Source organism: Plantactinospora sp. B5E13 (genome assembly GCF_039871775.1).
Classification (GTDB): Bacteria; Actinomycetota; Actinomycetes; order Mycobacteriales; family Micromonosporaceae; genus Plantactinospora.
The window spans coordinates 45,542-63,700 of sequence record NZ_JBDPLT010000031.1 but is presented as its reverse complement, the minus strand read 5'-3'; the positions used below and the strand labels follow the sequence as shown (position 1 = coordinate 63,700).

Annotated in this window: 13 protein-coding genes; 6 read left to right on the top strand and 7 right to left on the bottom strand. The window is 72.0% G+C overall.

Annotation, left to right across the window (positions count from 1 at the left end):
• Nucleotides 1-23: 23 nt before the first annotated feature.
• Genes ABGB05_RS24560 through ABGB05_RS24550 form a run of 3 tightly spaced genes read right to left on the bottom strand, consistent with a single transcriptional unit; the run spans nucleotide 24 to nucleotide 3,588 of the window.
• Nucleotides 24-974, bottom strand: a complete 951-nt coding sequence (locus ABGB05_RS24560) for a carbohydrate ABC transporter permease (RefSeq protein ID WP_347655857.1) — start codon at nucleotides 972-974, stop codon at nucleotides 24-26.
• The gene (locus ABGB05_RS24555) at nucleotides 971-1,909 is read right to left on the bottom strand and encodes an ABC transporter permease subunit (protein ID WP_347655856.1); all 939 of its coding nucleotides are present in this window, start codon (nucleotides 1,907-1,909) and stop codon (nucleotides 971-973) included. Before ABGB05_RS24555 ends, ABGB05_RS24560 begins: the two co-directional genes overlap by 4 nt.
• Nucleotides 1,906-3,588, bottom strand: a complete 1,683-nt coding sequence (locus tag ABGB05_RS24550) for an extracellular solute-binding protein (protein WP_347655855.1) — start codon at nucleotides 3,586-3,588, stop codon at nucleotides 1,906-1,908. Before ABGB05_RS24550 ends, ABGB05_RS24555 begins: the two co-directional genes overlap by 4 nt.
• A gap of 287 nt (nucleotides 3,589-3,875) precedes the next feature.
• On the opposite strand from ABGB05_RS24550, the gene ABGB05_RS24545 reads away from it, so the two are divergent.
• The 6 genes from ABGB05_RS24545 to ABGB05_RS24520 all read left to right on the top strand — a co-directional run bounded on the left by ABGB05_RS24545 (nucleotide 3,876) and on the right by ABGB05_RS24520 (nucleotide 13,917).
• A complete protein-coding gene (locus ABGB05_RS24545) occupies nucleotides 3,876-5,282 on the top strand; it encodes an ROK family transcriptional regulator (protein WP_347655854.1) in 1,407 nt (468 codons plus the stop codon).
• Between the two features lie 109 nt (nucleotides 5,283-5,391).
• On the top strand, nucleotides 5,392-6,777 hold the full coding sequence (locus tag ABGB05_RS24540; RefSeq protein ID WP_347655852.1) for a DUF234 domain-containing protein: 1,386 nt from the start codon (nucleotides 5,392-5,394) through the stop codon (nucleotides 6,775-6,777).
• A gap of 315 nt (nucleotides 6,778-7,092) precedes the next feature.
• Nucleotides 7,093-10,104 carry a glycoside hydrolase family 3 C-terminal domain-containing protein gene (locus ABGB05_RS24535; protein WP_347655851.1) on the top strand — a complete coding sequence of 1,004 codons (3,012 nt, stop codon included), beginning with the start codon at nucleotides 7,093-7,095 and terminating at the stop codon, nucleotides 10,102-10,104.
• A gap of 89 nt (nucleotides 10,105-10,193) precedes the next feature.
• Nucleotides 10,194-11,270 (top strand): LacI family DNA-binding transcriptional regulator, encoded by a 1,077-nt coding sequence (locus ABGB05_RS24530; RefSeq protein WP_347655850.1) that lies wholly within the window; start codon nucleotides 10,194-10,196, stop codon nucleotides 11,268-11,270.
• 32 nt (nucleotides 11,271-11,302) lie between these two features.
• Nucleotides 11,303-12,733 (top strand): pyridoxal-dependent decarboxylase, encoded by a 1,431-nt coding sequence (locus ABGB05_RS24525; RefSeq protein WP_347655849.1) that lies wholly within the window; start codon nucleotides 11,303-11,305, stop codon nucleotides 12,731-12,733.
• A gap of 140 nt (nucleotides 12,734-12,873) precedes the next feature.
• On the top strand, nucleotides 12,874-13,917 hold the full coding sequence (locus ABGB05_RS24520; RefSeq protein ID WP_347655848.1) for a cation transporter: 1,044 nt from the start codon (nucleotides 12,874-12,876) through the stop codon (nucleotides 13,915-13,917).
• A gap of 58 nt (nucleotides 13,918-13,975) precedes the next feature.
• Here ABGB05_RS24520 and ABGB05_RS24515 read toward each other — a convergent pair whose 3' ends face one another.
• The 4 genes from ABGB05_RS24515 to pyk all read right to left on the bottom strand — a co-directional run bounded on the left by ABGB05_RS24515 (nucleotide 13,976) and on the right by pyk (nucleotide 17,944).
• Nucleotides 13,976-14,878: a MerR family transcriptional regulator gene (locus ABGB05_RS24515; protein WP_347655847.1), complete on the bottom strand. Its 903-nt coding sequence runs from the start codon at nucleotides 14,876-14,878 to the stop codon at nucleotides 13,976-13,978.
• 78 nt (nucleotides 14,879-14,956) lie between these two features.
• On the bottom strand, nucleotides 14,957-15,559 hold the full coding sequence (locus ABGB05_RS24510) for an Rrf2 family transcriptional regulator (protein WP_347655846.1): 603 nt from the start codon (nucleotides 15,557-15,559) through the stop codon (nucleotides 14,957-14,959).
• Nucleotides 15,560-15,602: 43 nt separating this feature from the next.
• Nucleotides 15,603-16,496 (bottom strand): acyl-CoA thioesterase II, encoded by an 894-nt coding sequence (locus ABGB05_RS24505; RefSeq protein ID WP_347655844.1) that lies wholly within the window; start codon nucleotides 16,494-16,496, stop codon nucleotides 15,603-15,605.
• Entirely contained in the window at nucleotides 16,493-17,944 is a 1,452-nt protein-coding gene (gene pyk, locus ABGB05_RS24500; protein ID WP_347655843.1) for a pyruvate kinase, read from the bottom strand. Before pyk ends, ABGB05_RS24505 begins: the two co-directional genes overlap by 4 nt.
• Nucleotides 17,945-18,159: the final 215 nt, after the last annotated feature.

Sequence of the window (18,159 nt, the reverse complement as noted above, 5' to 3'; positions counted from 1 at the left end):
CGAGTTTAGGCCGGCCCGGCGGGTCAGCCCTTGACCGCGCCGACGATCACGCCCTTGACGAAGTGCCGCTGCACGAACGGGTAGACCAGTACGATCGGCGCCACCGTGACCACCACCACCGCCATCTTGATCGCCAGCGTCGGCGGCATCGAGACGCCGACCGCCGTACCGGAGGTGTTCGGGGACTGGCCAGCCAGGATGAAGCTCTGCAGCACCCGCTGGCTCGGGAACTTGTTGTTGTCGTCGATGTAGAGCAGCGCGGTGAACCAGACGTTCCAGTAGCCGACCGCGTAGAAGAGCCCGACCACGGCGATCACCGCCCGGGACAGCGGGAGCATGATCCGGCCCAGGATCCGGAACTCCCCCGCCCCGTCGATCCGGGCGCTGTCCAGCAGCTCACCCGGGATGTTCTGGAAGAACGCCCGGAGCACGACCAGGTTGAAGACGCTGATCGCGCTCGGCAGGATCAGCGCCCAGAGGCTGTCCTTGAGCCCCAGCCCGGTGACCACCAGATAACTCGGCACCATGCCGGGATAGATCAGGAAGGTCAGCAGAAAGTAGAGCAGCAGGAACCGGTGCCCAACCGAATTCGGCCGGGACAGCCCGTACGCGGCCAGCACGGTCAGGACGAGGCTGACCGCCGTACCCAACACGGTGACCACGGCGCTGACCCAGAGCGCCCGGCTGATCTGTCCACCGGAGAAGATCGTCACGTACGCCGAGACGTCGATCTCCCTCGGCACCAGCACCAGTCCGCCAGCCGCGTTGATGGTCTCCCGGGACGACAGGCTGGTGACCAGGACCACCCAGAGCGGGATCAGCACCGCCAGCACCACCCCGGTCAGCACGGCGCCCCTGCTGGCCTGGCCGACCGCGCTCGGCGGCTCCTCCCAGACCGGACGCCCGGCACGCCGCCGCCCGGCACGCTCCGGCGCCCGGACCGGGTCACCCGGTGGCCGATCAGTCACCGTCATGACCGCGAGTACACCCCCCGCTCACCGATGGCGTGCGCGAACCGGTTCGCCGCCAGGATCAGCACCAGCCCGACGACGGCCTTGAACAGGCCGGCCGCCGCCCCGTAGCCGTAGTTCCCGGTGGTGATGCCCTGGTGGTAGACGAAGGTGTCCAGCACCTCGGCGGCCTGCCGGCCGACCGCGTCCCGCTGCAGCAGGAACTGCTCGAAGCCGACCGAGAGCGCGTCGCCCAGCCGCAGGATCAGCAGCAGGACGATCACCGACCGCAGGCCGGGCAGGGTGACGTGCCAGAGTCGGCGCCACCGGCCGGCGCCGTCCACCGCGGATGCCTCGTAGAGGTGCGGGTCGATGGTGGAGAGCGCGGCGAGGAACACGATCGTGCCCCAGCCGACGTCCTTCCAGACCGTTTCGGCGGTGACCAGCACGATGAAGGTGTCCGGGTTGGACATGATGTCCCACGGTTGAAAGCCGGCGTCGCGCACCGTCTGGGCGAGCAGGCCGGCGCCGCCGAGCATCTGGACGAAAAACGTCACCACCAGGACCCAGCTGAAGAAGTGCGGAAGGTAGACGACGCTCTGCACAAAGGCGCGCAGCCGGGCGGAGAGGATGCTGTTGAGCATGATCGCCAGGGCGATCGGCAGCGGGAAGTAGAAGACCAGTTGGAACCCGGTGATCGACAGCGTGTTCCAGAACGCGTCCCAGAACGCCGGGTCGCCGAAGAGCACCTCGAAGTTGCCGAACCCGATCCACGGGCTGGCCAGGAACGCCTGCAGCGGGGTGTCCCCGGCGTACGGGTTGTAGTCCAGGAACGCGACCACGTTGCCCAGGGTCGGCAGGTAGTGGAAGACCAGCAGCAGCAGGGCGGCCGGCAGCACCATGACCAGCAGCGGCCAGTCCCGGCGCAGCCGGGCCCGCAACGGTGAGCGGGTGCTCATCGTCCGGCGTCGGCCAGTGCCTTGGCCCGGAACTCCCGGGCCTCGTCACCGCCACCGCTGGTCCGCCACTCCTGGATCACCGCGTCCAGGTCGGTGAGCGGTCGACGCCCCCGCAGGATGTCGGTAATCTTGTCTTCGGTCGGGACGAGTCCGGCCTTGAACCGGGCCGGCATCTCCAGTTTCAGCCCCGACCACGGGTCCTTCTCCAGGTGTTTCACCATCTCGTTGGAGTAGGTCAGCACCTGCCGGACGAAGTTCGGCGTCTGCGGGTAGGGCTGGATCACCGGGCTCCGTCCGCTGACGAAGAAGTACTGGTTGGCGATCTCCTTGAAGCCGAGGTCGGTCTTGGCCGGGCCGGCGGCGGTACGGGTGTGGTGCTGGCCCTCCACGCCGTACTCCCGGAGGTGGAACTCGGTGGTGCCGAACGGTGCCGAACACCAGTTGATCACCCGGAGGAGTTCCTCGACCCGGGCCTTGGGCAGTCCCTTGCGGACGAAGGTGTACGAGATCGGGTCGTCGTCACCCCAGACCAGCGGATCGCCGCCGGTCGCCGAGAAGATCGGCACCGGCTGGATGTCGAAGCCCGGCGTCACCTTCTGCCACTCGGCCTGCATCGGCTGCCACATGCCGATCCCGTCCTGCTTGAAGACGATTTTGCCGCTCTGCAGCAGTTGCTTGGCGTCGGCGCCCTTGCTGGCCACCAGGTCCGGGTGGACCAGCCCCTCCCGGTAGACCCGCGCCATGAAGTCGACGGCCTGGCGGAACTCCGGAGTCTCGTACTTGAACTCCGGGGTGCCGTCCGGCCGCAACCGCCAACCGTCGTCGGTACCGGGAACCTTGTGGAACATCTGCACCATCTGGAAGATGTCGTCGAATGCCCAGACGCCCTTGTCCGGGTCGGTGACCCGCTTGCCGACCTCGAAGAGTTCGTCGATGGTCCTCGGATAGCCCAGGCCTGCCGCGTCGAGCAGGTCCTTGCGGTGGAAGAGCGCGAGCGGGAAGGGCCCGTCGGTCGGGTTCGGGATCGCCATCAGCCGCTCGTTCCAGAGCGCGTTGCGCCAGGCCCCGGTCGGGAAGGTGGCCAGCATCGGGTAGTTGCGCACCGCGTCCCCGGACAGGTACGGGGTGAGGTCCTCGAAGAGCGCGGCCACCGCGTCGGAGAACCGCGGCAGTTTGGAGACCTCCCACTCCGGTACGCAGAGCAGGTCCGGCACGTCCCGGGCGCCGAGCAGGGCGTTGAGCTTCTCCGCGTACAGGTTGCCGTCCTGGACGCTGAAGGTGACCGGCACCCCGAGCTCGGCGTTGACCGCCGCCAGGTAGGCGCTCTGGCCCACGCCGGGCGGGGCCGGACCCCAGGCCGGGGTCATCGCCCGGATCTCCTGCCCGCCACTGCTCGGCTTCTCGGTGATCGCGTCGACCAGGCTGGCCGGGAAGTCGGTGTAGCCGTCCGGCACCGGGCGTACCCCGGTGAAACTCGGCGGCGGGATCTCCGCCGCCAGCGGATGGTGGTTGGGGAGCAGGCTGGCGAGCTTGTCGAGGTTCTGGGCGCTGCTGGTGGACCGTGCCTCGCCGCCGCAGCCGGCGAGCAGGCCGCCGCCGACGGTCGCCGCCGCGCCGAGGCCGAGCAGGCCGAGCACGTTCCTACGGGTGGTGGCGACGTCCGGGCCCGTTGGTTCCACGGCGCGCTCCCTTCGGGGTACGGACGACCCGCCACTCGCCGACGGTGGCGGGTACGGTCCGATCGGGGATGGTATGGGGTAGAGTTAGTTCGTCGGGTGACTAAACAAACGTAATCGACGGCGGTCGGTGCCACAAGACATCCGGAGCGTGACGGCGGCGGGCGACCGACGACCGGGAACGCCGGGCACGCGTGGCCCGACAACCCGGGGTACGGCATGATGGGGCGCGCCGTCGGCGTTCGCGACGCACCGTGGACGGCGCCGTCGCGTGGGGAGCGGGGCTGATTGTGATCACGACACAGCGCGGGCCACAGCCGGCCGACCTCACCGACGTACGGGCCACCAACCTCGCCGTCGTGCTGCGTTTCGTGCGCGCCAACGCGCCCTGCTCGCGCGCCGACATCGCCGCCTCGACCGGGCTGAACAAGGCCACCGTCTCCAGCCTGGTCGCCGAACTCATCGACCGCCGCCTGGTCCGGGAGACCGGACTCGCCGAGAACCGGATCGGTCGCCCGGCGACCATGCTGGTGGTCGACGGCGCGCCGTACGCGGCGATCGGCATCGAGGTGAGTCTCGACGAACTGACCGTGGTCGCCGTCGACCTCGCCGGCACCGAACTGCTCTCCTGGCGACGCGCCTTCGACGGCTCGTCCGCATCCCCCGGTCGGGCGGTCAGCGCGATCGCCGCGCTCGCCGGTCGTGCGGTCAACCGGGTCACCGGGCAGGACCGACAGGTCCTCGGTCTCACCGTCGCGGTCCCCGGACTGGTGGACGGCACCGGTACGGTCCGGCTCGCCACCACCCTCGGTTGGCGCGACCTGCCGCTCGGCGCCGAGCTGCGGCGTACCCTGCGCAACCCGGCCTACGAGGTGGCGGTGGAGAACGACGCCAACCTCGCCGCGCTGGCCGAATACCGGCACGGCCCGTACGCCGGCACCGCCAACCTGGTCCACCTGACCGGCGGCGCGGGTCTCGGCGCGGGCGTGATCGTCGACGGACACCTGCTCCGCGGCGGGCGCGGTTTCGCCGGCGAGCTGGGGCACGTACCGGTCGATCCGACGGGCCCGGTCTGCCCGTGCGGGCGACGCGGCTGCCTGGAGGTGGTGGCCGGGATCCCGGCGATGATCCGCCGGGCCCTGCCGGACACCACCGAGGACGGTCCGGTCGCCGACTTCGCCCCCGAGGTGGACCGGATCCGGACCCGGGCCCGTCGGGGCGACCGGACCACCCTGGAGGCGCTCGCCGAGACCGGGCGGTTCCTCGGACACGGTGTCGCGCTGCTGGCCAACCTGGTCAACCCGGAGGTGGTGCTGCTCGGCGGCTACTTCGGCACCCTGGCCCCCTGGCTGTTGCCGGCGGCCGAGGCGGAACTGGCCGCCCGTACCCTGGCGCCGGAGGCCGGCGGCACCCGGCTGCTCGCCTCCGCGCTCGGCACCGGCGCCGCCGCGGCCGGTGGCGCGGCACGCAGCCTGGAGATGGTCGACGCCGGCCGACTGCCCCGGCGCGACCCGCAGCCCGAGCGGAACGCGGAACGGAACCCGCCGGCCGGCGACGCGGCCCGCAAGGTGCCGCACCGGGCCACCACCCGGCCGGCCGGCGCCGACACCGACGGTGCCGACGCCGAGGATTCCCCCTCGCCGGCCGTCGGGCAGTCCTCGACACCCCGCGCCCGGACCGGCGCCGGCAACCACTGACCCCGGCCACCCCGCAGCTCACCTACGATGCGCAGCAACAGGGGCACCGCTTGCAACCAAAGTCATACAAACTGCTTGTAGTACAAACAGCTTGTAGTACGATCAGCTTGTGACGATCGTGGGGCGACGGGCCGAGTTGGCACAACTCACCGCGGCCTGGTCGCGCGCCAGCGCGGGCACACCCGAGCTGGCGGTGGTCTGGGGCCGGCGGCGCGTCGGCAAGACATACCTGCTGACGCACTTCGCCGAAGGCAAACGCTCGGTCTACTTCACCGCCACCCGCCAGGACACGGACGACCGCCAGCTCCGTCGCTTCGCCCAGGCCCTTCGTGAGCAACTCGGCGACGAGGTCGCCGATCTCGCACCGGCAACCTTCCCCCACTGGGAAGCGGCGCTGCGCTTCGTCGCCGGACTGGCCCGGGAGGCTCCCCTTCTGGTGGTGCTCGACGAAGCACCCAGACTGACCCACGGACACGCCGACTTCGCCGACACCGTCTCCGCCGTCTGGGAGAACCACCTTCGCGATCAACGGCTCATGCTGGTGCTCACCGGCTCGGCGGTGGCGGTGATGGAACAGATGCTCGGCCCGCAGGGCGGCCTCCACCGCCGGGCCGGCGTCGAACGACGGATGGACCCGTTTCCGCTCATCGACGCACGGGCATTTCAGCCAGACCTGCCGCCTGCGGACTTCATCCAGGCGTACGCCGCGTGTGGCGGCTACCCGCTGCACCTGACCCGCTGGTCCCCGGAGCGCTCGGTGGCGGAGAACCTCCACGAGCTGGCGTTCACGCCCGGCGGGTTACTGCTACGCGACGCGCCCGACATCCTCTCCGAAGACCTGGACTGGCGTGGCGGGTACGAACGGGTCCTGACCGCCATGGCCGGTGGTGCGAGGCGGCGGTCCAAGATCGCGGGCCGGGCCCAGCAGCGCATCGACTACACCCTGGACCGGCTACGCCGCGCCGGATACGTACGCGTCGTACGCGCGTTGGGCACCGGCGGCTCCACCGATCCGCTCTACGAAATCGCCGACGACTACCTGGCGTACTGGTTCCGGGTGCTGCGTGACGACGCAGACCTGATCGACGGCGGCCAGGGCACGGCCTTGCAACAACGCACCCTGGGTCGTTGGCAGACCCATCTCGCCCGCGTCTTCGAGGCAGCCGCCCGCGAGCACGTACAACGCCTGGTGGCGGCTGGCGCGCTACCGACCGACACCATCGTCGGCCGTTGGTGGAAGGACGAGACCGTCGAGATCGACGTGCTCGGGCTCGCAGACGACGGCCCGGTACTCGTCGGAGAGTGCCGCTGGCAGAGCAAGCCACTGACGCAACGCGACCTGATCGATCTGCGCCGACGAGCAGCACACCTGTCCCCGCCCAGTCGAGTCGGGCTCGCCTTCGCGTTCTGGTCCCGGGGTGACGCGGACGAGACATTGGCCGGCCACCCCGACGTCCGGACGTTCACCCCGGCCGACATCCTCGCCGCGCCCTAGAAATCGCCGAGACGCGCGACGCCGACAGACGGATCGATGTTGGCGAAAGTCTTGACCGGTACGACGGCGGGTGGAAACCTCGAACTGCTCCGCCGCGACGTGTGGGAAAGCGTTATCCACGGCGGAGTTTTCCACCGGCTCCGTCGAAGCGCTTCGAGCGGCGATGCCGGCAGCGCTCCGCCGGTTCGGCAGCGGCCCCGCACCCGCACCGCACGGCCCGCGCCACACAGCCCGCACCGCACCCCGCACCGCACACCCCCGCCCGCCCCCGGGGCCGAGCCGCCGGGGACACCAGCCGGAATCAAGGTGATCACCATGAGCGAAAGGACGTACCTCGACCCCGACCGGCCACTCGACGTACGGGTCGACGACCTGCTGGGTCAGCTCACCCTCGACGAACGGATCGCCCTGCTGCACCAGTACCAGGCGCCGGTCCCCCGACTCGGGCTGCCCGCGTTCCGGACCGGGACGGAGGCGCTGCACGGGCTCGCCTGGCTCGGCCCGGCCACCGTCTTCCCGCAGGCGGTCGGACTCGGCAGCACCTGGAACCCGGAACTGCTCCGGGCCGTCGGCGCCGCCGTCGGCGACGAGGTACGCGGCCTGCACGCCAAGGACCCGACCCGGGTCGGCCTCAACGTCTGGGCGCCGGTGGTCAACCCGCTGCGCGACCCGCGCTGGGGCCGCAACGAGGAGGGCTACGCCGAAGACCCCTGGCTCACCGGCGTACTCGGCACGGCGTACGCCCGGGGGCTGCGCGGCGACCACCCGGTGTACCTGCGTACCGCCCCGACGCTCAAGCACTTCCTCGGCTACAACAACGAGACCGACCGGTGCACCAGCTCCAGCAACCTGCCGCCCCGAGTGCTGCACGAGTACGAACTGCCGGCCTTCCGGACCCCGATCACGGCCGGGGCGGCCGTCGCGGTGATGGCCTCGTACAACCTGGTGAACGGACGCCCGGCACACCTCAGTCCACTGATCAACAACGAGCTGCGCCGGTGGACCGACGACGAGGTCATGGTGGTCGGCGACGCCAGCGCGGTCTCCAACATCGCCGGCGCGCAGCACTTCCTCCCCGACCATCCGAGCGGGTACGCGGCGGCGTTGCGGGCCGGGATCGACAGCTTCACCGAGGACGACAGCGACCCGGCGCCGACCGTGGCCCGGATCGGCGAGGCGCTACGCCGGGGACTGCTCGACGAGTCCGACGTGGAGACCGCGGTCCGGCGGCTGCTGACCATCCGGTTCCGGCTCGGCGAGTTCGACCCACCGGAACGGAACCCGTACACCGCGGTCACCACCGACGTGATCAACTGTCCGGCGCACCAGGAACTGGCCCGGACCGCCGCCCGACAATCCATCGTGCTGCTGCGCAACACCGACGCCGTACCCGGTGCCGGGCCGCTGCTGCCGCTCGACCCGGGCCGGCTGCGCCGGGTGGCCGTACTCGGCCCGTTGGCGGACACCCTCCACGAGGACTGGTACAGCGGCACCCTGCCGTACGCGGTCACCGCCCGCGACGGGCTGGCCGCCCGGTTGGCCGACGCGACCGTCACCCACCACACCGGCGCGGACCGGGTGGTGCTGCGGACCGCCGACGGAGCCGTCCGGGCCACCGACCATCCCGACGGCGGTCCACTGCGGTGCAGCGCACCCGTCCGGACGGCGGCGACGTCCGCCGAGCCGGGGACGGTACCGGCGGACGCGCTGTTCGAGGTCTTCGACTGGGGACAGGACATCGTGGCGCTCCGCGCGCTGGCCAACCAGCGACACGTCGGCGCCGACGAGACCGGCCTGCTGGTCAACGACCGGCCCGGCCCCGGCGGCTGGGTGGTCCGGGAGACGTTCCGGATTGTCGGCCGCCCCGGCGGGGACAGCGTGCTACACCACCTGGCCAGCGACCGGTACGTCCGGGTCGACTCCGACGGTGTGCTGCGGGCCGACGCGGTCGGGGCCGCCGACGGCACCGGCTTCACCGTCGAACTGGTCGCCGACGGGGCGGCCGGGGCGGCCACCCTGGCGGCGGAGGCCGACGTCGCGGTGGTGGTGCTCGGCAACCATCCGATGGTCTGCGGCCGGGAGACCGAGGACCGCGCCGACCTGGCCCTGCCGCCCGGACAGGAGTCCCTGCTGCGGGCGGTACGGGCGGCGAATCCCCGTACCGTGCTGGTGGTCAGCAGCAGTTACCCGTACGCGTTGACCTGGGCCGACGAGCAGGTGCCGGCGATCTGCTGGTCGGCCCACGGCGGTCAGGAGTACGGGGCGGCGCTGGCCGCCGTGCTCTGCGGCGACGCCGACCCGGGGGGCCGGTTGACCCAGACCTGGTATCGCGACGCGACCGAGCTGCCCGACCTGTTCGACTACGACGTGATAGCCACCGACACGACCTATCTCTACCATCGGGGCACCCCGCTCTACCCGTTCGGCCACGGGCTGAGTTACGCCCGGTTCGCCTACGCTGATCTGCGGCTGAGCGCGGACGAGGTGGACGCGGCCGGAGAGATCGAGGTCAGTGTGCGGGTGACCAACGTCGGCACCCGGCCGGGCGACGAGGTGGTGCAGCTCTACACCCGACAGCGCCGTTCCCGGGTCAAGCAACCACTGCGCCAGCTGCGCGGCTTCGCCCGGGTGAGTCTCGCCCCGGGCGAGCAGACCACGGTACGGCTTCCGCTGCGCGCCGCCGACCTGGTCCACTGGGACGTGGTCCGGGGCCGGTACGTGGTGGAGGACGCCCGACACACCGTCGCGGTCGGCCGGTCCAGCACCGATCTCGTGCTGACCGGCACCCTGACCGTGCACGGCGAACCGGCCCGGCCCCGACAGCCGCTCGACGCACCGCTGCGGGCGGTCGACCACGACGAGTACGCCGGCACCGCGTCGCTGCCGGACGGCCCGGACGACGCCGCCGTCGTCGCCCGGGAGGCCGGTGGCTGGATCCGGTTCTCCGACGTCGACTTCGGCGCCGGGGTGACCGGGGTGACCGCCCGGGTCGGCGGCCGGGACCTGCCCGCAAGCGGCACCGAACTTCTGCTCCGGCTCGACGACCCGGTCCAGGGACCGATCGTCGGCACCATCCCCGTCGCACCGGACGCCGATCGCCAGGACGCCGCCGGCAGCGGCACCGACACCCGCGGCGACCACGTCGGCGGTGACGAGGGCGGAGGCGGAGGGTTGACCCGGGAGGTGACCGGGACCTGGTGTGCCGAGGTGACCGGGGTTCGGGACCTGTACCTGTTCTTCACCGCCGCCGGCGTCACCGTGAGTCGGCTGACCTTCTCCGGTGGGCCGGACGGTGCCCGGTCCGGGGCAAGCACGGGAGGCGCCTAGTGTCCGAGTCGTCCCACTCCACGCCACGCCCCGGGTCCGTACCCCGGCAGTCGGCCCGGCCTGCGGGGCCGGCCGGCAAGCGGGCGGACATGGTGACCATCGCGGACGTGGCCCGGCACGCCGGGGTGGCGGTGAGCACCGTGTCGTACGTGCTCAGCGGCAAACGGGCGATCTCCGCCTCGACCCGGGAACGGGTGCTGTCCAGCGTCCGGGTCCTCGGCTACCACCCGAACGCCGGGGCGCGGGCGTTGGCCAGCCGCCGGGCCAACGTGATCGCCCTGGTGCTGCCGCTGCGTTCCGGGATGCACCTGCCGGTGCTGATGCAGTTCGCCACCGCCGTGGTGACCACGGCACGCCGGTTCGACCACGACGTCCTGCTGATGACGGCGGACGAGGGGCCGACCGGGCTGCGCCGGATCGCGGCGAGCGCGATGGTGGACGGCATCGTGCTGATGGACGTGGAGATGCACGATGTCCGGGTGCCGCTGCTGCGTGACCTGGAACGGCCGAGCGTGCTGATCGGCTTTCCCGCCGAGTCGGCCGGGCTGACCTGTGTCGACCTGGACTTCTACCGGGCCGGTCAGGTCTGCGTCGAGCACCTGGCCGGTCTCGGGCACCGCCGGATCGCGCTGCTCGGCGCGCCGGCCGTGGTCTACGACCGGGACACCGGCTTCGCGCACCGGACCCGGGCCGGATTCACGGACGCGGCCGCCCGGCACGGTGTCGAGGCGGTCGCCCAGCCGTGTGAGGAGCACTTCGAGGCGGTGCACCGGGAACTGGCCGGACTGCTGGAGCGGCATCCGGACCTCTCCGGCCTGGTGGTGCACAACGAGGCGGCGGTCGGTCAGGTGCTCGCCGCGCTGCCGCTGCTCGGCAGGCGGGTGCCGGACGACGTCTCGGTGGTGGCGATCTGCCCGGACGAGGTCGCCGACCGGGCGAACCCGGCGCTGACCTCGGTACTGATCCCGGCCGAGGAGGTGGGCCGGCAGGCGGTGACGCTGCTGATGCGCAAACTGGCGGACGAGCCGGTGCCGGACGCGACCCTGCTCGGTCCCCGGCTGACGCTGCGGGCCAGCACCGCACGGGCCCGCACCGCACCGCCGCCGACCGTCTCGGGTCCGCCAGCAGCCGGCGAACCCGCCCGCGCCGGATCGAACCGACCTTGATCCGGGTTCGGGGTTCCTGATCGACTCTGGTCATGACCATCCACATGACGCCGGAGGAGTTCCGCCGGCACGGGCACGCCGTCGTCGACTGGATCGCCGACTACTGGACGACGCTCGGCCAGCGTCCGGTGACGCCCGGGGATCCGCCGGGCACGGTTGCCGCCCGGCTGCCGGCCGGTCCACCCGAGCGGGGCGAGGCGTTCGACCGGATCCTGGCCGACCTGGACACGGTGATCACCCCGCACGTCACCCACTGGCAGCATCCCCGGTTCTTCGGCTACTTCCCGGCCAACACCTCCGGGCCGAGCGTCCTCGGCGACCTGGTCGCCGCCGGGCTCGGGGTGCAGGGCATGCTCTGGGCCACCGGTCCGGCCTGCACCGAGGTCGAGACGGTGATGCTGGACTGGCTCGCCGAACTGCTCGACCTGCCGGCCCGGTTCCGGTCCACCGGCACCGGCGGCGGGGTGATCCAGGACTCGGCGTCCTCGGCGACCCTGGTGGCCACCCTCGTCGCGCTGCACCGGGCCAGCCGGGGGCGGTGGCGTGGCCACGGGCTCGACCGGCGGTACCGGGTCTACACCTCCGGCCAGGGCCACTCGTCGATCGAGAAGGCCGCCCGGATCGCCGGCCTCGGCGACGCCGGGATCCGGACCGTCGACGTCGACCCGGAGACGCTGGCGATGGACCCGGCGGCGCTGCGCGCCGCGCTCGAGGCGGACCTGGCCGCCGGGGTGGTACCGGCCGCGGTCGTCGCCACCATCGGCACCACCTCCACCACCGCGGTCGACCCGCTGCCCGAGATCGGCGCGCTCTGCCAGGAGTACGGCGTCTGGCTGCACGTCGACGCCGCGTACGCCGGGGCGGCCGCGGTCTGCCCCGAACTGCGCTGGTCGCACGCCGGACTGGAGTACGCCGACTCGTACTGCTTCGACCCGCACAAGTGGCTGCTCACCGGCTTCGACTGTGACGCGTTCTGGGTCGCCGACCGGGGTGAACTGGTCGAGGCGCTGACCGTGATGCCGGAGTTCCTGCGCAACGCGGCGACCGAGTCCGGTGCGGTGGTCGACTACCGGGACTGGCAGGTGCCGCTGGGGCGGCGGTTCCGGGCCCTGAAACTGTGGTTCGTGCTCCGCTGGTACGGCGTCGAGGGACTGCGGGCGCACATCCGCTCGGGGGTGGCGCTGGCCGCCCGCTTCGCCGACCGGGTACGCGCCGACGACCGGTTCGAACTGGTGGCCCCGCACCCGTTCTCGCTGGTCTGTTTCCGGCTCCGGGCCGACGACGACGCCAACGCCGAGCTGCTGCGCCGGGTCAACGCCGACGGTGCGGCGTACCTGACCCACACCCGGGTCCACGGCCGGTACACGCTGCGGCTGGCGGTCGGCTCGCCGTACTCCGGGGAGGAGGACCTGACGCGGACCTGGCGGCTGATCACCGAGGCGGTGCCGGCCGGTCCGGCCTGATCCGGCCTGATCCGGCCTGATCCGGCCGCCGGGCGGCGGGCGGCGGGCGGCGGTCGGGACGCCGGTCGATCGGGGCGCCGGCTCCGGACGTTCCAGGTCGCCGGGGAATCAAAAGTCACATTCCGGGAAGCCCACGCCCCATGCCGGGTTTCCTGCCGTCGGTACCGTGGCCGCTCCTGCCGAGCGTCGCGGTGTTCGTCGTCGGCGGCGTGATCACCATCGTCGGCAGCATCCGGCTGGTCGCGCTCGGCGACGCCCTCGCCGACCGGACCGGCTGGGGCGAGGCGGTCTTCGGGGTGGTCTTCTTCGGCGTGGCCACCGGGCTGTCCGGAATCGTGATGACCGCGGTCACCGCCTCGACCGGGCATCCGGGACTCGGCTACAGCAACGCGGTCGGCGGCATCGCCGCCCAGACCACCGCGGTCGCGGTCGCCGACGCGTTCTACCGCCGGGTCAACCTCGAACACGCCGCCGCGTCGCTGTCGAACCTGCTCTTCGGCTGCCTGCTGGTGGCACTGCTGGCGCTGGCCCTGCTCGGCAGCTTCACCCCCGACGTCACCGTGTGGGGGATCCACCCCGTCTCCGTCGTACTCGTCGCGTGTTACCTCGGCGGGCTCCGGCTGATCCGTACCGCAGGCACCCAGCCGATGTGGAATCCGGTCGGCACCACCGAAACCCGGCCGGACGTGCCGCAGGAGCACGGCGTGCTCGACCGGCAGGCCACCTCCGTGCTCTGGACCCGGTTCGCGCTGGTCGGGATCTTCGTCGCGGTCAGCGGCTGGGCCGTCTCGCTGGCCGCCGAGAGTCTCGTGGAGACCACCGGCCTCTCCACCGGGTTCACCGGCGGTGTGCTGCTCGGGATCGTCAACGGGCTGCCGGAGACGGTCACCGCGATCGCCGCCGTACGGCAGGGCGCGGTGACCCTCGCGGTCGCCGCGGTACTCGGCGGCAACATCCTGGACGTGATCACCCTGGTCGTCGGCGACGTCGCCTACCGGCAGGGCTCGATCTACCACGCGGCCAGCACCGACGACCTGCTGATCACCACGGTCGGGCTGTTCATGACCACCACCCTGCTCGGCGGCCTGCTGGTCCGGCAGGCGTGCGGCTGGGGCCGACTCGGCTTCGAGGGGATCATCCTGGTCGCCAGCTACCTGGGGATGACGGTGCTGCTGGCAATCTGACCCGGAGCGGCCGACCCCACCTCCGGCGGGGCCGGCCGCGACACCGTCAGCCCGGGCCTCAGGCCCGCAGCGCGACGATCAGCCACTCCCAGGCCGGCACCACCGAGGGGAACGGCGGCCGGCCGTGCAGTACGCCCATCAGCTGCCAGTACCGCTCGACCCGCCGGTCGGTGAAGGTCGCCAGCTCGTCGGCGGCCCGGAGCCGCTCCTCCTCCGACATCCCGGTGCCGACGATCAGGTCCCGGACCTGGCGGCCCTGCGCCGATTCGGGGGCGACGCCGTCGCGCAGCGCGGCACCGGCGTGCTCGGCGACCAGGGCCGGGTCGAACGACGGTGCTCCGCCGCCGCTCGTCGCGCCCGCCACCGCCATCTGCCGGGCCCGCAACTGGAAGTCGGGGTCGCCAACCAGTTCGGCGAGTTCCAGCCAGGCATCCACCTGCTCGGTGGTCGGTTCGGCGGGCAACTCGGCCGGCAACTGCCGCATCGCGTGGGCGATACCGGCCCCGGGCGCCTCCGGGTCGATCCCCTCGAAGGCGCGGTCGACGAACTCGTCGATCATCCGCTGCCGCTCCGCGGCGGAGAGTCGGGCCAGTCTGTTCATCAGTGTCATCTCCTCGGTTGTGCTGTTCCGTTCGGCGATCGACCGCAGCACGGCCCGACGCAGCTGCAGCGTCCGGATCTCGGTGTCCAGGGCCTGGGCGTGCGCCCGGGCCACGTCCGCCACCGAACTCTGCCGGGCCAGGATCCGCCGTACGGTGTCCAGGTCCAGCCCGAGCTCGCGCAGCGTCCGGACCAGGTCGAGGCGGGCCACCGCCTCGGCGTCGTAGAGCCGGTAGCCGCCCGTCGACCGGCCGGTCGGCGGGATGACGCCACTGTCCGACCAGAACCGGATGGTCCGGACCGGCAGGCCGGTGCGTCGGGCGAGCTGTCCGATGGTGAACAGCTCGGTGCGGTCGTTCACGGAACGAGGATCAACCTTCCAGCCGCTGGAGACTCAAGTCCGATTCTGCGCGGCCGGCCCGGACGACGCCCTGGGGCGTCAGGTCCAGGCGCTGGGGTCCGCGGCGAGGTCACGGACCCGGTCCGGCAGCTTGCCGCCGGCCACATCGGCGATGGTGACCAGCTCGAGGATCTCCCGCTCGCTGGCCCGCAACGCGATCCAGACCTCCTGCAGGGCGCGCGCCGCGCCGTGGTACCCGAGGTCCTCCGGGCGCTGGCCACGGATGTTCGCCAGCGGGCCGTCGATGACCCGGATGACCTCGGCGAGCGAGATCTCCGTCGCCGGGCGGGCCAGCCAGTAGCCGCCCTCCGGGCCGCGCTGGGCGTGCACGATGCCGCCCCGACGCAACTGCAGCAGGATGCTCTCCAGGAACTTCGGCGGAATTTCCTGGGCCCGGGCGATCTGTTCGGCGGTCACCGGGCTGGGCCGACCGACCGGCCCACCGCCCCGGCCGGATTCACCGGGGCGGGTCGGGCCGTTGCCCGCTCCGCGGCCGGCAGACAGGGCCCTATCCTCCGAACCCGGGCCGCCGTCGGCACCGGAACCGGGGCGCGGTTCCGGGCCGAACCCGCTCGACTCGGCGTGTGCGGCGAGTTCGGCGACGGCGCGGAGGGCGTAGTCGACCCTGGCGGAGAGACGCATGTCGGACAGGTTAGCCGGCCCGTCCGGACGTCCCGGCGGAGGCTCAGCCGCCGACCCGGCGCAGCAGCCCCTCCTGTACGGCGCTGGCGATCTGCCGGCCGTCGACGGTGAACATCCGTCCGGTGGCGAGACCCCGCCCGCCGGAGGCCGACGGGCTCCAGCAGTCGTAGAGGAACCACTCGTCGGCCCGGAACGGGCGGTGGAACCAGAGCGCGTGGTCGAGGCTGGCGCCGACCACGCCACCGGGCCCCCACACCTCACCGTGCACCGACAGCACCGAGTCGAGCAGTGTCATGTCGGAGGCGAAGGTGAGCGCGCAGGCGTGCAGCAGCGGGTCGTCGGGCAGCTTGCCGTCGATCCGCATCCAGACCCGCTGGTGCGGGTCGGCCGGCCGGTCACCGGGCCGGACCCAGCCGGGCTCGCCGACGTACCGGACGTCGATCGGGCGCGGGACGGTGGCCCAGATGCCGAGCCGTTCCGGGTACCGGGCGAGCCGGTCGGCCATGGTCGGCACCGCCTCCGGCGGCGGTACGTCCAGCGGGGCCGGGGCATGGTGGTCGAGGCCCTCCTCCTCCCGGTGGAAGGAGGCGGACATGAAGAAGATCGGCTTGCCGTGCTGGTAGGCGACCGACCGACGGACCGAGAAGGAGCGGCCGTCCCGGATGTTCTCGACCTGGTACTCGATCGGCTCGGCGGGGTCGCCGGGCCGGACGAAGTAGCCGTGCAGGGAGTGCACGAACCGGTCCGACCCGACCGTCCGGCCGGCGGCGACCAGCGCCTGCCCGGCGACCTGGCCGCCGTACACCCGTTGCGGTCCGACCGGCGGGCTGAGCCCGAGGAACGTCGTCTCGCCGAGTTGGCGCAGGTCGAGCAGGTCGAGGAGCTGGTCGACCGCCGCCTGGCCGACGACCAGCTCCCCGGCGCCGCCCGAGGTCACCGCAGCGCCTGGGCCGCCGTCGCCGCGTCGACCAGCGAACCGAGCTGGTGCACCCGCAACGTGTTGGTGGAGCCGGGGGTGCCGACCGGGCTGCCGGCGACGATCACCACGAGGTCGCCGGGGTTGGCCCGGTTGAGCCCGAGCATCGCCTGGTCGACCTGACGGAACATGTCGTCGGTGTGCTGGACGAACGGCATCAGGAAGGTCTCCACGCCCCAGGAGAGGGCGAGCAGGTCGCGTACCTCCGGCACCGGGGTGAAGGCGAGCAGCGGCAGGTCGCAGTGCAGCCGAGAGAGCCGCCGGACGGTGTCGCCGGTCTGGGTGAACGCCACCAGGGCCTTGGCGCCGATCGCCTTGGCGATCTGGGAGGCGGCGACGGTCAGCGCGCCACCGTGGGTACGTGGGTCGTGCTGGAGCCGGGGCACCGCGATCGAGCCGGCCTCGGTGGTGGTGACGATCCGGCCCATCGTGCTGACGGTGAGGATCGGGTACTTGCCGACGCTGGTCTCGCCGGAGAGCATCACCGCGTCGGCGCCGTCCAGGACGGCGTTGGCGACGTCGGAGGCCTCGGCGCGGGTCGGCCGGGAGTTCTCGATCATCGAGTCGAGCATCTGGGTGGCGACGATGACCGGCTTGGCGTTCTCCCGGCAGAGCTGCACGGCGCGCTTCTGCACCAGCGGAACCTGGTCCAGCGGCAGTTCGACGCCGAGGTCGCCACGGGCCACCATGATGCCGTCGAAGGCGTTGACGATCGCCTCCAGGTGGGTCACCGCCTCGGGCTTCTCCACCTTCGCCATCACCGGCCGGTGGATGCCGACCTCCTGCATGATGTTGTGCGCGAGCTTGATGTCGTCGGGCGAGCGGACGAACGACATGGCGACCATGTCGACGCCGAGCCGGAGCGCGAACCGCAGGTCCTCGGTGTCCTTCTCCGACATCGCCGGGACGCTGACCGCGACGTTCGGCAGCGAGACGCCCTTGTTGTTGGAGACCGGGCCGCCCTCGGTGACCAGCACCCGGATGTCGCTGCCCTCGACCTCGACGACCTCGACCGCGACCCGGCCGTCGTCGATCAGCAGCCGGTCGCCCGGCTTCACCTCGAACGGCAGCTTCTCGTAGGTGCAGGAGACCCGGTCCCGGGTGCCGAGGATGTCCTCACCGGTGATCACCACGGAGTCGCCGGTACGCCACTCGTGCGGGCCGTCGGCGAAACGGCCGAGCCGGATCTTGGGGCCCTGCAGGTCGCCGAGGATCGCCACGGCGCGGCCGGTGGTCCGGGCGGCCTCGCGGACCAGGTTGAACACCTTCTCGTGGTCGGCCTGGTTGCCGTGGCTGAAGTTGAGCCTGGCTACGTCCATGCCCGCCTCGACCAGACCGCGGATGCGCTCCGGGGAGGAGGTCGCGGGGCCCAACGTACAAACGATCTTTGCGCGGCGTGTCACGGCCATCAGGCAATTCTCTCTCTCGGATCGGCCCGCCAGACCCAACGGATGCGGGAACAGTTGCGCAACGTCACGCGGCTGGCAGGTGACCGGCGGGTGCGTCACACCGGGACGTTGGTTGGCGGGCATCGGCGACCGCGCGGCGCCGAGCCTACTCCCGCCGTGCCCGGCACGTTCCCCGGGCCGACGGTGGTCCGGAGTCGCACCCGGGCCTCCCCGGC

Coding starts and splice junctions, on each gene's coding strand:
- ABGB05_RS24560 (WP_347655857.1), bottom strand. CDS start 974: ATGACGGTGACTGATCGGCCACCGGGTGACCCGGTCCGGGCGCCGGAG.
- ABGB05_RS24555 (WP_347655856.1), bottom strand. CDS start 1,909: ATGAGCACCCGCTCACCGTTGCGGGCCCGGCTGCGCCGGGACTGGCCG.
- ABGB05_RS24535 (WP_347655851.1), top strand. CDS start 7,093: ATGAGCGAAAGGACGTACCTCGACCCCGACCGGCCACTCGACGTACGG.
- ABGB05_RS24530 (WP_347655850.1), top strand. CDS start 10,194: ATGGTGACCATCGCGGACGTGGCCCGGCACGCCGGGGTGGCGGTGAGC.
- ABGB05_RS24525 (WP_347655849.1), top strand. CDS start 11,303: ATGACCATCCACATGACGCCGGAGGAGTTCCGCCGGCACGGGCACGCC.
- ABGB05_RS24520 (WP_347655848.1), top strand. CDS start 12,874: ATGCCGGGTTTCCTGCCGTCGGTACCGTGGCCGCTCCTGCCGAGCGTC.
- ABGB05_RS24510 (WP_347655846.1), bottom strand. CDS start 15,559: ATGCGTCTCTCCGCCAGGGTCGACTACGCCCTCCGCGCCGTCGCCGAA.
- pyk (WP_347655843.1), bottom strand. CDS start 17,944: ATGGCCGTGACACGCCGCGCAAAGATCGTTTGTACGTTGGGCCCCGCG.